The organism is Shewanella cutis (assembly GCF_022410515.1).
GTDB lineage: Bacteria > Pseudomonadota > Gammaproteobacteria > Enterobacterales > Shewanellaceae > Shewanella > Shewanella cutis.
The window spans coordinates 44,420-57,873 of the sequence record NZ_JACSDI010000010.1 but is presented as its reverse complement, the minus strand read 5'-3'; the positions used below and the strand labels follow the sequence as shown (position 1 = coordinate 57,873).

Genomic DNA, 13,454 nt, shown 5'->3' with positions numbered 1-13,454 from the left:
ATTAAGGAGTGTGTGTGATTAAGGTTGCCATAGTGGATGATTCGGCGGTTGTCAGGCAAGTGCTTAGCAGCATGTTGGAAAATCAACCGGATATTACACTATTAGGCTGCGCTCGTGATCCTCTTTTTGCCCTCAAGTTATTCGAACAGCAATGGCCTGATGTCATTATTCTCGATATTGAAATGCCCAGAATGGACGGCATTACGTTTTTAAAAAAAGTCATGGCCGAAAAACCCACGCCAGTGGTGATTTGCTCAACATTAACTGAGCAAGGGGCTTCAGTAACTATTGCGGCACTTGCCGCTGGGGCGGTGGATATCATTACTAAACCTAAATTAGGTTTGAAGGGATTTTTGGAGGAATCACAAGCTCGTTTACTGCAGGCCATTCGTGCCGCCGCAAAAGCCTCGGTAGCTAAATTGCGTGTTAATACCTCGGCAAAACCTATGCCTGTTATCGCAAAACACAACGCCAATGTAGTGTTAGCATCAACAAACCATGCGTTAAACCAAACCACAGATCGTGTTGTTGCCCTCGGAACCTCTACGGGCGGAACCCATGCACTTGAATGTGTGCTAACAGCGTTGCCCCGCACAAGTGCGGGTATTGTAGTTGTCCAACATATGCCAGAACATTTTACGGCCGCCTTCGCCAGCCGATTAAATGGGTTATGTAAAATGGAAGTGAAAGAAGCCGAGGATAACGATAGGGTGATGCCGGGACTCGTGCTCATAGCCAATGGTGGTAAACATATGCTGTTACAACGTAGCGGGGCTCAATATCGTGTTCAACTGAAGGATGGCCCGCTGGTCAGTCGGCATCGCCCCTCGGTTGATGTGTTGTTTCGTTCTGTTGCTAATGCTGCAGGTAAAAATGCCTTAGGGGTTATCATGACTGGCATGGGTGACGATGGCGCTCGGGGATTGCTGGAAATGCATCAGTGCGGAGCCATAACATTGGCGCAGGATGAAGCCAGTTGCGTGGTTTATGGTATGCCCAAAGAAGCGGTTAAACTCGGCGCAGTGAGTCGGCAGGTTGCTTTGGACAATATTGCTGAGGAAATTATTGCTTTTACCAAGCAATAAAAAAGCCAGTGCGGACACTGGCTTTCTTTGACGTAAAAAGGGCGGTTAAACGCGCTTTTTGAATTCGCCAGTACGAGTATCGATTTCGATCTTGTCGCCAACTTTAACAAAGTCAGCCACGCTGATGGTGCCGCCGCCAGTGATAGTTGCAGGCTTCATCACTTTACCTGAAGTATCGCCACGAGCAGATGGCTCAGTGTAGATCACTTCACGTACGATCGTGGTTGGCATTTCAACAGAAATTGCTTTGCCTTCGTAGAAAGTCACTTGGCAAGTTTCTTCCATACCGTCAACGATGTAAGCCGCTGCGTCACCTAAGTTTTCAGCTTCTACGTCGTATTGGTTGTATTCTGCATCCATGAACACGTACATAGGATCAGCAAAGTAAGAATAAGTACAATCCAGACGATCTAAAATGATATCGTCTAACTTATCTTCACCTTTGAAAGTAGTTTCAGTACCAGAGTTAAGTAGTAAGTTTTTCAACTTTAACTTAACGATGGCAGCGTTACGGCCAGAACGAGTTGTTTCTGTTTTCTGTACAACCCATGGGCTGCCTTCAAACATGATCACGTTACCAGGACGGATTTCATGAGCAGTTTTCATTACACAATTTCCTATATGTCGATTTTCTATATCAGCGCAGCATCTTAGCTTTTTTTCACAAATTGGACTAGCCGAGTTGCAAGATCTGCAGCATTTATTGCGTCAATTGGCCATTCTTTAGCATGTTGCAAGAGTGGCAAACTGACAGGATTTAGGTTTTGCCAGTGAGTTTTCACGGCGGATTGCTCGCCTTGGTTAAATGCGAAATTCAATTTAGACCAAGTGTCGGCAATATCAGGGGCAAGATTATCGCAGTAAAGTCGGATAAAAGCTTCTAATTTTATGAGATGGTAATCATCTTCTTGCGGATAAATATGCCAAATAAACGGTTTTGCTGCCCATTGGGCCCGAAGAAAGCTGTCTTCACCGCGTACAATGTTAACATCACAACTCCACAGTAAGCGATCAAACCCCTGTTGGTCAGTCATCGGCAAAATATGTAGAGTTAAATACCCAAGCATAATTTGCTGTCCAGGCATTAACGCGTCTACAGGGCAGGGCAATAGATGCTGCAAACTGTTTAAGCTACGACCTTTGGGGAGCAGCGCATGGATCTTAGCGTCTTCCCTTGCACTTGCTTGCCAGAGTTCACATAGCGCAGGCAATGAATCTGTTTCATAGCTAAATATGCTAAAGACGCAGTCTTGTGCTTGAATGTCTTTTAAACCAAGACTCTCAAAGAGTTGCAGTTTATTAGCTGAGTCCTGTTGCCATGTATCGCGCTCAGCAAATAGCTCACGCTCACAGATAAGTCCGCCAGTTTTTGGGGTAAACCCAGGAAAGTAGAAATACTTTTTGATGCCGCTTACCTGCATCGACGGTAAACCGTGGCAACCATCAACCCAATCCTCGGCACTTAAATATTCCAAATTTAGCCATAAAGGAACCGCTTGCGGGGTGGTTTTATGGAGCGTTGCCAGTTGCAGCTTCACCTCGTCGGGTAACTCACAGGCAAAGGCTTCAATCAATACCTTACCGGGAAGATATGGAATGGCCAGTGGTGTTGTCCAATGATTGATAATGACACCGTTAAAACATTGGCTGACGAGTTTTGGATTTAGCGTCGGTAGAATATGCGAAAAACTGTTTAAGTCATCGACCCAAAGGATGATGGGGATGTGATATTCATTCACGAGCTGCTTTGCCAAGCGCCAAGTGACACCGATGTCGCCGTAGTTGTCGACCACTGTACAAAAGATGTCCCAGTGGGACGCGTTGGAGGATGTTGACATGAGATTATCACTTTGGTGGTAACGAGGAGAGCAAACATAAAAAAAGCGGCGTTTAAGCCGCTTTTTCTACAGGAGCTAGCTTAGTCTTCGAGTTCTGCTAAACACATTTCTTCGTAGATTTGCTTAACCCATGCATCAACACGTTCTTCGGTCAATTCAGGTTGGCGGTCTTCGTCAATCCCTAAACCGATAAAGTGGTCATCATCCACTAAACCTTTAGACGCTTCGAAGTTGTAGCCTGCGGTTGGCCAATGGCCAATGATAATACCACCACGAGCTTGTACGATATCGCCAATCATGCCCATGGCATCAAGGAAATATTCAGCGTAGTCTTCTTGGTCTCCACAACCAAAGATAGCAACCAGTTTGTCTGTAAAATCAATCTGTTCTAACTCAGGGAAAAAGTCATCCCAGTCGCACTGTGCTTCACCGTAATACCAGGTTGGGATCCCGAACAGCAGCAGGTCATATTCTGCGATCTGTTCTTTGGTGCTTTTGGCGATATCTTTCACCTCAACCATTTTCTTACCCAGTTTTTTCTGGATCATCTTGGCGACAGCTTCGGTGTTGCCTGTGTCGCTACCGAAAAAAAGACCTACAGTTGCCATTGTCTATCCTTTATGTCTAGTTCACTTATACGTTAATCTTGCTGCTATTGATTGCTCAGCATTCTATTTTTTGCTGAAGAATTAATTCGATTAACTGGCTTCGGCTGATGTTACTGGCCAACGCCCGCTCATTCAAGGCGTCATATAAATCTTGTGACACCTTTAACTCTATTCGCTTTAATCCTTTGGCTTTATCCCGCTGGATCTGGTTGCGTTTATTGACCTTAAGTTGCTGGCTACGGGACAAAGGATTGCTACGTGGGCGGCCCCGGCGCTTTTCATTGGCAAAAAGGTCAATGGTGGTTCTATCTGTTACTTCTTTTGCCATGTTCTTATTGTTTAACCGATGCCCGAACCTTCCCAGGACATCTGGATAATACCTTTTGCAATAAACCCGGCACAGCCGAGAAATAATACTAACCAAACAATAAATCGACCAAATTTCGGTACATTACCTTGTTTTAGCACATCGTGGATGGCCATGCCGATAAAGAAAAAAATCGCGGCAAAAAACAGGTTCAAGCCGAGGGTCTCAATTTGTTCCATATACTGAGATAACATACTTTCTTAGTCCTCTAGAGTGCTCTAAGGCTAAAAGAGGCGCGAATATATCACATCAACAAGGTGTCGGCTATATGATTTAGGTCGAGAATCATTGTCATTTACACCGTGTGTTTGTCAATAAATTCAGACACAATCCGGTTAAAAATGGAAGGTTTTTGCGCATGTAACCAATGGCCACACCCTTCTAATGTTTTTGCTTGGGCCTGCGGGAATTGCCGCAAAATCCCATCACGGTGCTCCGCTGCGACATAATTTGAATCGCCGCCACGGATAAAAAGGCTCGGACCAGCAAACACTAATTGTGATTCATTGGGAAGATTGTGCCAACCGATGATATTGGAATAGCCGCTTTTTAAGCCTGTGAGATTCATTTTCCAACGAAAGCCAGTGTCGCAGCGCTGGAGGTTTTTGAGTAAAAATTGTGCTGTCGCATCATCAATGCCAGCAGCTAATAAATGAGCAAGGGCGAAGCGGCGGTCTGTATGGCCTACAAGCGGTAAACTCTCAAGCGCCGCAAAAACGGCATCATGGCGTGGTTGATAGGCAACAGGAGCAATATCAGCAGCCACTAAGCTGATGATACGATTTGGGTAAGCTAGTGCGGTCGCCATGGCAATTTTTCCGCCCATGGAATGGCCTACGATATGGACACGCTCAAGCTCGAGATCATCGAGTAAATCCACCATGGCCTTGGCTAAGTTTGGGTAATCCATTTGTTGCCAATGTTCACTTAAGCCGTGATTAGGCACATCAACGCGGATGACTTGATGATGGGCTTCGAGCGCTTGGCCTAATCCTTTAAGATTATCTAAATTGCCAAAAAGTCCATGGATAAGGAGGACTGCTTCTCCTTGACCAGAAGATACAAAATTCATGGAATTGCCTGTGCTGTAGTGCCTTGTGTTGCGAGAATTGTGCCTTCAATGCGTTAAGTTTGACAAGTCTTGTGGCGGTTTCGGATGAGATTTGTGCCGAACTTGCTGGCTTTTTCAGCGATTAACATGCTTGTGCTAATTTGATGTGCGATTTCACGCATTTTTAGATTAATGATGCTTTATCAGATTGATAGAGATAGATACACTGGGGTAACGATCGCACAGATCCTTTGCGAGGATCGTTTGTGGTGCATTTTTTCGGTTATGCCTATCGAATAACAAAGGATAATAAGGTTATGAAATACATCGAAGTGGATGAAGAGCTCTATCGTCATATTGCCAGCAAAACGGAACGTATTGGTGAGAGCGCCTCTGACATTCTCCGTCGATTACTCGGCCTGTCCGTTAATGCGATTGAACCAGCACAGCCACAGGCTATCAGCCAACCGAGTTTGGAGACTGCAACGCCTGAACAATCATTCACGCCACAAGCCGAACCCTCAGTATCTGTAGCTGATTTTAATCAATTGGTGGATGAACATAGGTTAGAGCAGCAAAAAGGTGCGGTGGGGCGATTCTTATTTTTGCTCGAGAGCCTGTATCAACTGAATAAACCGCAGTTTGCACAAATCTTACAGATCCAAGGGCGCGATCGTCTCTACTTTGCGCGTTCCCGTGAGGAGTTACTTAAGGCCAGCGCCACTGCAAATCCGAAGGAAATTGGCCAGACGGGTTTTTGGGTAACGACCAACAACAATACTGCAAAAAAACGGGCAATTTTAGCCGAGGCCTTGGTGCAATTTGGCTGTGATACTGAAATTGCCAACGGCATTGCCGAGCGCGTATAACGACTTATTGACGCCGCAATGATGCGGCGTTTCCATATAATTAACCGATTTTCCGGTAGGAGAGGATCAGGTGGCAATACATCAACGGGCAGGACAAACCGCGAGTCAGACGGATCTGGTGAATATTCCAAAGCTGATGAGCCATTATTACAGCATTAAACCCAATGTGGATGCTGCTGAGCAACGTGTGACGTTTGGGACTTCAGGACACCGAGGAACGGCGTTTCAAGGGAGCTTTAACCAAGACCATATTTGGGCGATTACCCAAGCCGTTGTCGATTATCGCCAATCGGTGAATATCGAAGGGCCACTCTTTTTAGGTATTGATACCCACGCTTTATCTTATGCGGCTTACGTGTCGGCGATAGAAGTGTTAGCGGCCAATAAGGTGACTGTGCATATCCAGCAACATGATGGTTTTACGCCAACACCAGTGGTGTCGCATGCGATTATTTGCGCCAATCGTGAAGCGGCGCTGAGTGGTGCCGCGTTAAGCGATGGCCTCATTATTACGCCGTCCCATAATCCGCCGCAGGATGGTGGGATTAAATACAATCCGCCCCACGGTGGTCCTGCTGAAGGTAATATCACCGCATGGATTGAATCCCGTGCCAATGATTACCTGCGCGCTGCGCTCAAGGATGTGAATAAGCTCGCTTATGCCGATGCGTTAGCCTCTGGTTATGTGCATGCCATCGATTTAATCACGCCCTATGTGACTGATTTAGAAAATGTTGTTGATATGCATGCCATTGCTAAAGCCAAACTTAAGTTGGGTGTCGATCCATTAGGTGGTTCGGGTATCCATTATTGGTCACCGATTGCCAAGCACTATGGCATCGATATCACCTTAGTAAATGATAAAGTCGACCCAAGTTTTAGCTTTATGTCACTGGATAAGGACGGCAAGATCCGCATGGATTGCTCATCGCCCTATGCAATGGCGGGGTTACTGGCCCATAAAGAGTCCTTCGATTTATGCGTGGGTAATGACCCTGACTACGACAGACATGGTATTGTGTGTCCGGGCACAGGGCTTATGGACCCCAACCACTATTTAGCGGTAGCGATTGATTATCTGTTAACCCATAGACCAGAATGGAGCGATAGTTTAGCCATTGGAAAGACATTGGTATCAAGCGCACTTATCGACAAAATTTGTGCCTTTCACGGTAAAAAATTGCTCGAGGTGCCGGTTGGCTTTAAGTGGTTTGTTGATGGCTTAGCCGAAGCAACCATTGCCTTTGGCGGAGAGGAGAGTGCGGGCGCTGCCTTCCTACGCCGCGACGGCACGACGTGGTGTACCGACAAAGATGGTTTTATTTTAGTACTGCTCGCCGCTGAAATGCTTGCGGTCACAGGTAAAACACCAGGACAACGTCATCAAGAGTTGGTAGCGCAGTTCGGTCAAAGCTTTTATAAGCGAATCGACAGCCCAATTAGCCTTGAAAACAAAGCTAAGTTTGCCAAACTCAATGCGGATACCTTAAACGCTACTGAACTCGCGGGTGAGAAGATTGAAGCGGTGTTGACCCATGCACCGGGCAACAATGCATCGATTGGTGGCATTAAAGTCACTACGGCCAACGGTTGGTTTGCCGCGCGACCATCGGGCACTGAGGCGTTATTTAAGATTTACGGTGAGAGCTTTATCAGCGAGCAGCATTTAGCTGAGATCATTAAAGACGCACAAGCGTTGATCGATAAAGCACTTAGCGCTTAATTTAGCGTTTGAACGATAAAAAAACGCACTCATTTTATATCGTGAGTGCGTTTTTATTTGATGCTGTTTTAAGTGGACGTCGATGTAACTTAAACCGAAGCGTTAAGCTTAGTATTCGATATGGCAACTTGGTAAGTTGTTCTTATCAATATAGTTTTGATGATATTCCTCAGCCACATGGAATTGCTGTAACGGCACAATCTCAGTGACGATATGACGCAAGCCCCAACGTCCCGAGCGGGCAAAAGCCAGTTTTGAGGCTTCTGCCGTGGCTTTTTGCTCACGGTCGTGGAAGAAAATCGTACTGCGGTACTGAGTGCCGATATCGCCGCCCTGCATATTGAGCGTGGTCGGGTTGTGGTTCTTCCAAAACACATCCAGCAACTCGTCGTAGCTGACAATCGCAGGGTCAAATTCCACTTGCACGACTTCGGCATGACCCGTCTTGCCTTTTTTGACTTCCTCATAGGTGGTTGCTGAATTATTGCCACCCATATAGCCGCAGGTTGCGTTGGTCACACCGTTGACTTGTCTAAAGAAATACTCCACGCCCCAAAAACAGCCGGCACCGAAAGTTGCTAACGCCATGATAAATCCTAATAGAAGTCTAGATGGCTAAGGATTGTGATAAAACTCATTTCGAAAAGCAAGTGTACTGCTTAAATTAATCTGCTGCTGTGCAAGACATGATAGATGCAAAGGTTTTACCGATAAATGCGCTTGTTTGACCAGAATGACAGAGTAACGGCCCAAAAACTTGTGTTAGTATGGATGCGCTTTTTAAGGTGGGTAGCGATAAGTGCAATGAAACATTAAGGTATTGCCATAACGACTCGCCTCTAACACGCTATATAAGGAGAATTCTGTGTTACAAGCTCTGTTAGATTCGAAGGATTTTCTCGCGCTGACCCTTGCCAATCCTGAAACCCTCGGCGATGAGTTAAGTTTCACCTTAGGGGAACATACTCGAGTCGAGGTGTGGGACACGGGGGTCATCGTCTTTGAACCAGTACAAGCCCAAGGTAAGGATGTCATTCTCTCCTGCGGTGTCCACGGTAATGAAACCGCCCCCATCGAACTCTGCAACACCTTAATCAAACAGCTTCTCCAACAAAAAATCATCGCCAAACAACGTACGCTCTTTCTTATTGGTAATCCATTAGCGATTAATAATGGCACTCGCATTATCGACGAGAACATGAATCGTCTGTTTAGTGGCGAGCATTCAAATCCTCCCGGCTTAGTCAATCCTGAGCGGGTGCGGGCAAAAAAATTAGAAGCTTATGTAGACCGTTTTTTTAAAGCCGTAGCCGCTGGGCGCCAACGTATTCACTACGATTTACATACTGCAATGCGGGCTTCAAAACACGAAAAATTTGCGATTTATCCCTATCGTCCCGGCCGTGCTTATAGCGCCGAGCAAATCATGTTTTTAGCGGCCAGTGGCGTGGATACTGTGTTGTTTCACCATGAGCCGACGACGACTTTTAGTTATTTTTCCTCCGAGCAGTACGGTGCCGATGCCTTTACCATTGAATTAGGTAAGGTGTATCCCATGGGACAGAACGATATGACGCGTTTTATTGCCGCCCAAGAGATGTTTACTCGCCTTATCACCGACAAACCTTTGCAGCTTGAGCCATTTTCGGCAGATAAAGTGAATCTGTATCAAGTGTGCCGCGTGATTAACAAACATTTTGATGATTTTGAATTTACCTTTGCGACCGATGTCGAAAACTTCAGATCTTTTCCAAAAGGTTTTGTCTTAGCCCGCGAGGGGGGGCAAGAAATTAAAGTAGAACAAGAGTTTGAATCTATCGTATTCCCTAATGCCAAGGTGCCCATTGGCAATCGCACCGTGATTTGTCTGATCCCCTCAGTTGCGCCGAATGTTCGTTAAGTTTGTAAAGCAATATATACATGCAAACAGGGGATTAGTTGTCATTTGAACTGTGCCAATGGTTGATAGGTAGTTTACGTTAACGTAATGTTCATCCGGCATATTCGTATAAATTAGGCGCAGTGGTTCTTCTGCTGCGTCACGAGATAACAAGAGCACAATATGAGCAAAGCAACACTCAACACTGATACAGTGCACCGTGTCGGCTTCTTGGATAAGGCATCGCTTCACATTCCTATCCTTCGAATTCTACAAGCAGACGGCACTACCTATGAAACCGCGGTTTTGCCTGTAATAGATGAAGCCTTAGCCATCAAAATTTACGATACCTGCGTGTTTACGCGGGTACTCGACGAACGTATGCTTGGCGCACAACGTCAAGGACGGATCAGCTTTTATATGACCTGTACGGGTGAAGAGGCGGCGATTGTCGGCAGTGTTGCTGCACTTGATCAAGAAGATGTGATCCTCGCACAATACCGTGAACATGCGGCGCTGCGTTACCGTGGTTTTACCACTGAACAGTTTATGAACCAAATGTTCAGCAACGAAAAGGACTTAGGTAAAGGTCGCCAAATGCCTATTCATTACGGCTGCGCGGCGCTGAACTATCAAACCATTTCATCGCCACTTGCCACTCAAATTCCGCAAGCGACAGGTGTCGGTTATAGCCTGAAAATGCAGGGCAAGCGCAATGTTGCCGTCTGTTATTTCGGTGAAGGTGCCGCATCGGAAGGCGATTTCCATGCCGGATTGAATATGGCGGCGGTGTTAAAATGCCCAGTGATATTCTTCTGCCGTAACAATGGTTATGCCATTTCTACCCCAACCGAAGAGCAATTTGCCGGTAACGGCATCGCCAGTCGCGGTGTGGGTTACGGCATGCACACCATTCGCGTCGACGGTAACGATATGCTGGCAGTTTTGGCTGCAACTCAACAAGCTCGTGCCTATGCGATTGAGCACAACGCGCCAGTATTGATTGAGGCCATGACTTACCGCCTTGGCGCGCACTCCTCTTCAGACGACCCATCTGGCTATCGCTCAAAAGAAGAAGAGGCGAAATGGCAACAACACGATCCAGTCAAACGCTTCAAGTTATGGCTGATTAATAAAGGCTGGTTAGCCGAAGCCGATGATGCCCAGCGTTACGAAAAATACCGAGAAGAAGTGTTAGCCGCCGTTAAAGTCGCGGAAAAATTACCTATCCCTATGTTGGATGAGATTATTGAAGATGTGTACGACAAGCCAACGCCAGCGCTGAAAAAGCAACTGAGCGATCTTAAAGAACACATCAAAAAATATCCGCAATCCTATCCCAAAAGTGCAGGGAGGCTATAAGCCGTGGCAGAAATGAATATGTTACAGGCCGTCAATGAGGCCTTGTCGATTGCAATGCAAGCCGATGAACGCATGGTGGTATTTGGTGAAGACGTCGGCCATTTTGGTGGCGTGTTTCGCGCCACTTCGGGTTTGCAGGAAAAGTTTGGTCGCAGCCGCTGCTTTAACACGCCATTGACTGAGCAAGGTATTGCGGGTTTTGCCAACGGGTTAGCCTCCAATGGCATGACCGCTGTGGCAGAAATCCAGTTTGCTGATTACATCTTCCCCGCGTTTGACCAGATCGTCAACGAGTCGGCTAAATTCCGTTACCGCAGCGGTAATGAGTTTAATGTGGGAAGCCTTGTATTCCGTACTCCCTATGGTGGCGGTATCGCAGGTGGTCACTATCACTCACAATCGCCAGAAGCCTATTTTACCCAAACCCCTGGCTTAAAAGTGGTTGTGCCGCGTAATCCAGCGCAGGCCAAAGGGTTATTGCTTGCCTCGATTCGTGATAAAAACCCGGTGATATTCTTCGAGCCAAAACGTTTATATCGCGCTTCTGTGGGTGAAGTGCCAGCAGGTGATTATGAAATCGAGCTCGGTAAAGCCGAAGTGGTACGCGAAGGTAAGGACATCACGTTAGTGGCGTGGGGCGCGCAGATGGAAATCATTGAAAAGGCGGCCGACATGGCAGCCAAAGAAGGGATTTCCTGTGAAATTATTGACCTACGTACACTTGCGCCTTGGGATGTGGATACGGTTGCCGACTCAGTGAAGAAAACGGGGAGGCTGCTCGTTAACCACGAAGCGCCATTAACGGGTGGATTTGCGGGTGAAATTGCGGCCACCATTCAGCAGGAGTGTTTCTTGTATTTAGAATCACCCATCAGCCGTGTATGTGGTTTAGATACGCCATACCCACTGGTCCATGAAAAAGAATATATGCCCGATGCGCTCAAAACATTCGAAGCCATCAAAGCATCAGTGAACTTCTAGGAGTCCGGTATGATTAAAGATTTTATTTTGCCGGACATTGGTGAAGGCGTTGTCGAGTGCGAATTAGTCGAGTGGTTGGTAAAAGAGGGCGATACGATTGTTGAAGATCAGCCCATCGCCGATGTGATGACTGACAAAGCCTTAGTGCAAATCCCTGCGCCATTTGCTGGTGTAGTCACTAAGCTATATTACGCTAAAGGTGATATTGCTAAGGTGCATGCGCCACTTTATGCCGTTCAAATTGAGGCAGAAGAACCGTCGAGTCAAGTCGCACCTCAAACCGTCGAACACTCGGCACCAAACCAAGCTGCAATCAGTGCTGCTAGCAGCAGTATTGAAGAGTTTCTGTTGCCAGATATTGGCGAAGGTATTGTTGAGTGCGAGCTGGTCGAATGGCTCGTACAAGAAGGTGATATTGTGGTTGAAGATCAACCTATCGCCGATGTGATGACCGATAAAGCCTTAGTGCAAATCCCTGCGATTAAAGCGGGTAAAATTGTCAAATTACATTATCGCAAGGGACAGCTTGCCAAAGTTCATGCACCTTTATACGCGATTGAAGTCGAAGGTGGTGTAATTCCCGCTGTTTCTGCTCATGAGACGACGAATGTCGCTGTAGCTAATACCGCAACGTCAGCGGCTTGTGCAACAGCAAGCGTATCACAAGAACCTGCTCGCCAAGGTAAAGCCCTCGCCAGTCCCGCGGTGCGCCGTATGGCTCGAGCCTTAGATATCGATTTAAGCCGCGTCCCCGGTAGTGGCAAACATGGCCGTGTGTATAAAGAAGATATTTCTCGCTTCCAAGCACAGGGCAGCGCGACGCCAGTGGTTGTCCCTGTCGCCACAGCGTCTACTCAACAATCAAGTGTGACTCCATCAGCCGTGCCTATCACTGTGGTGAGTGCAGCCCGTGCCGATATTGTTGAGCCAATCCGTGGCGTAAAAGCGGTGATGGCTAAGTTGATGGTGGAATCGGTGTCCACCATTCCTCACTTTACCTATTGTGAAGAGTTTGATTTAACCGATTTAGTCGCCTTGCGTGAAAGCATGAAGGCTAAATATTCTTCCGATGAAGTCAAGCTGACCATGATGCCATTCTTCATGAAAGCCATGTCGTTAGCCTTAACACAGTTCCCTGTGCTCAATAGCCAAGTGAATGCCGATTGCACTGAAATCACCTACAAGGCACGCCATAACATTGGTATGGCAGTAGATTCGAAAGTGGGATTGTTAGTGCCTAATGTGAAGGATGTACAAGACAAAAGCATTCTTGAGGTGGCTGCTGAGATCACCCGCTTGACCAATGCCGCTCGGAGTGGTCGAGTGGCGCCTGCGGATCTGAAAGAGGGCACCATCTCGATTTCAAACATTGGTGCTTTAGGCGGAACTGTTGCGACGCCAATTATCAATAAGCCAGAGGTAGCGATTGTTGCGCTTGGTAAGTTGCAAACCTTGCCGCGCTTTAATGCCAAAGGCGAGGTGGAAGCGCGTCAGATTATGCAAGTAAGCTGGTCAGGGGATCATCGCGTCATTGATGGTGGCACGATTGCTCGTTTCTGTAACCTTTGGAAACAATACCTTGAGCAGCCGCAGGATATGCTATTAGCCATGCGCTAATCCCATTGACAGCCTATTCATAAACGACAAGGACGCAATTTTGCGTCCTTTTTTATCTGAGTTTCACAAATGGG

The 13,454-nt window shown here is 46.8% G+C and carries 14 protein-coding genes; 7 read left to right on the top strand and 7 right to left on the bottom strand.

What is annotated here, in order from left to right:
- The first annotated feature begins 14 nt into the window (after positions 1–14).
- Positions 15–1,085 carry a protein-glutamate methylesterase/protein-glutamine glutaminase gene (locus H9J30_RS13820; protein WP_240131530.1) on the top strand — a complete coding sequence of 357 codons (1,071 nt, stop codon included), beginning with the start codon at positions 15–17 and terminating at the stop codon, positions 1,083–1,085.
- Between the two features lie 45 nt (positions 1,086–1,130).
- Here H9J30_RS13820 and efp read toward each other — a convergent pair whose 3' ends face one another.
- The 6 genes from efp to H9J30_RS13790 all read right to left on the bottom strand — a co-directional run bounded on the left by efp (position 1,131) and on the right by H9J30_RS13790 (position 4,970).
- Positions 1,131–1,691 carry an elongation factor P gene (gene efp / locus H9J30_RS13815; RefSeq protein WP_037418480.1) on the bottom strand — a complete coding sequence of 187 codons (561 nt, stop codon included), beginning with the start codon at positions 1,689–1,691 and terminating at the stop codon, positions 1,131–1,133.
- A 44-nt stretch (positions 1,692–1,735) separates the two neighbouring features.
- Positions 1,736–2,923 (bottom strand): elongation factor P maturation arginine rhamnosyltransferase EarP, encoded by a 1,188-nt coding sequence (gene earP, locus H9J30_RS13810; RefSeq protein ID WP_240131529.1) that lies wholly within the window; start codon positions 2,921–2,923, stop codon positions 1,736–1,738.
- Positions 2,924–3,003: 80 nt separating this feature from the next.
- Entirely contained in the window at positions 3,004–3,531 is a 528-nt protein-coding gene (fldA, locus tag H9J30_RS13805) for a flavodoxin FldA (protein WP_023265275.1), read from the bottom strand.
- A 55-nt stretch (positions 3,532–3,586) separates the two neighbouring features.
- On the bottom strand, positions 3,587–3,859 hold the full coding sequence (gene ybfE / locus H9J30_RS13800) for a LexA regulated protein (RefSeq protein WP_240131528.1): 273 nt from the start codon (positions 3,857–3,859) through the stop codon (positions 3,587–3,589).
- Positions 3,860–3,870: 11 nt separating this feature from the next.
- Entirely contained in the window at positions 3,871–4,092 is a 222-nt protein-coding gene (locus H9J30_RS13795; protein ID WP_011072324.1) for a DUF2788 domain-containing protein, read from the bottom strand.
- Between the two features lie 101 nt (positions 4,093–4,193).
- Positions 4,194–4,970 (bottom strand): alpha/beta fold hydrolase, encoded by a 777-nt coding sequence (locus H9J30_RS13790; RefSeq protein ID WP_240131527.1) that lies wholly within the window; start codon positions 4,968–4,970, stop codon positions 4,194–4,196.
- Positions 4,971–5,266: 296 nt separating this feature from the next.
- Here H9J30_RS13790 and seqA point away from each other — a divergent pair, with 296 nt between their 5' ends.
- Positions 5,267–5,818 carry a replication initiation negative regulator SeqA gene (gene seqA / locus H9J30_RS13785; protein ID WP_240131526.1) on the top strand — a complete coding sequence of 184 codons (552 nt, stop codon included), beginning with the start codon at positions 5,267–5,269 and terminating at the stop codon, positions 5,816–5,818.
- 70 nt (positions 5,819–5,888) lie between these two features.
- Entirely contained in the window at positions 5,889–7,541 is a 1,653-nt protein-coding gene (pgm, locus tag H9J30_RS13780) for a phosphoglucomutase (alpha-D-glucose-1,6-bisphosphate-dependent) (protein WP_240131525.1), read from the top strand.
- Positions 7,542–7,649: 108 nt separating this feature from the next.
- On the opposite strand, the gene msrA is transcribed toward pgm, so the two are convergent.
- Positions 7,650–8,129 carry a peptide-methionine (S)-S-oxide reductase MsrA gene (gene msrA, locus H9J30_RS13775; protein ID WP_240131524.1) on the bottom strand — a complete coding sequence of 160 codons (480 nt, stop codon included), beginning with the start codon at positions 8,127–8,129 and terminating at the stop codon, positions 7,650–7,652.
- 277 nt (positions 8,130–8,406) lie between these two features.
- Here msrA and astE point away from each other — a divergent pair, with 277 nt between their 5' ends.
- The 4 genes from astE to H9J30_RS13755 all read left to right on the top strand — a co-directional run bounded on the left by astE (position 8,407) and on the right by H9J30_RS13755 (position 13,380).
- Positions 8,407–9,441 carry a succinylglutamate desuccinylase gene (gene astE, locus H9J30_RS13770; RefSeq protein ID WP_240131523.1) on the top strand — a complete coding sequence of 345 codons (1,035 nt, stop codon included), beginning with the start codon at positions 8,407–8,409 and terminating at the stop codon, positions 9,439–9,441.
- Positions 9,442–9,603: 162 nt separating this feature from the next.
- Positions 9,604–10,782 (top strand): thiamine pyrophosphate-dependent dehydrogenase E1 component subunit alpha, encoded by a 1,179-nt coding sequence (locus H9J30_RS13765; RefSeq protein ID WP_240131522.1) that lies wholly within the window; start codon positions 9,604–9,606, stop codon positions 10,780–10,782.
- 3 nt (positions 10,783–10,785) lie between these two features.
- Entirely contained in the window at positions 10,786–11,763 is a 978-nt protein-coding gene (locus H9J30_RS13760) for an alpha-ketoacid dehydrogenase subunit beta (protein ID WP_099458031.1), read from the top strand.
- A gap of 9 nt (positions 11,764–11,772) precedes the next feature.
- On the top strand, positions 11,773–13,380 hold the full coding sequence (locus H9J30_RS13755) for a dihydrolipoyllysine-residue acetyltransferase (RefSeq protein WP_240131521.1): 1,608 nt from the start codon (positions 11,773–11,775) through the stop codon (positions 13,378–13,380).
- Positions 13,381–13,454 lie beyond the last annotated feature (74 nt).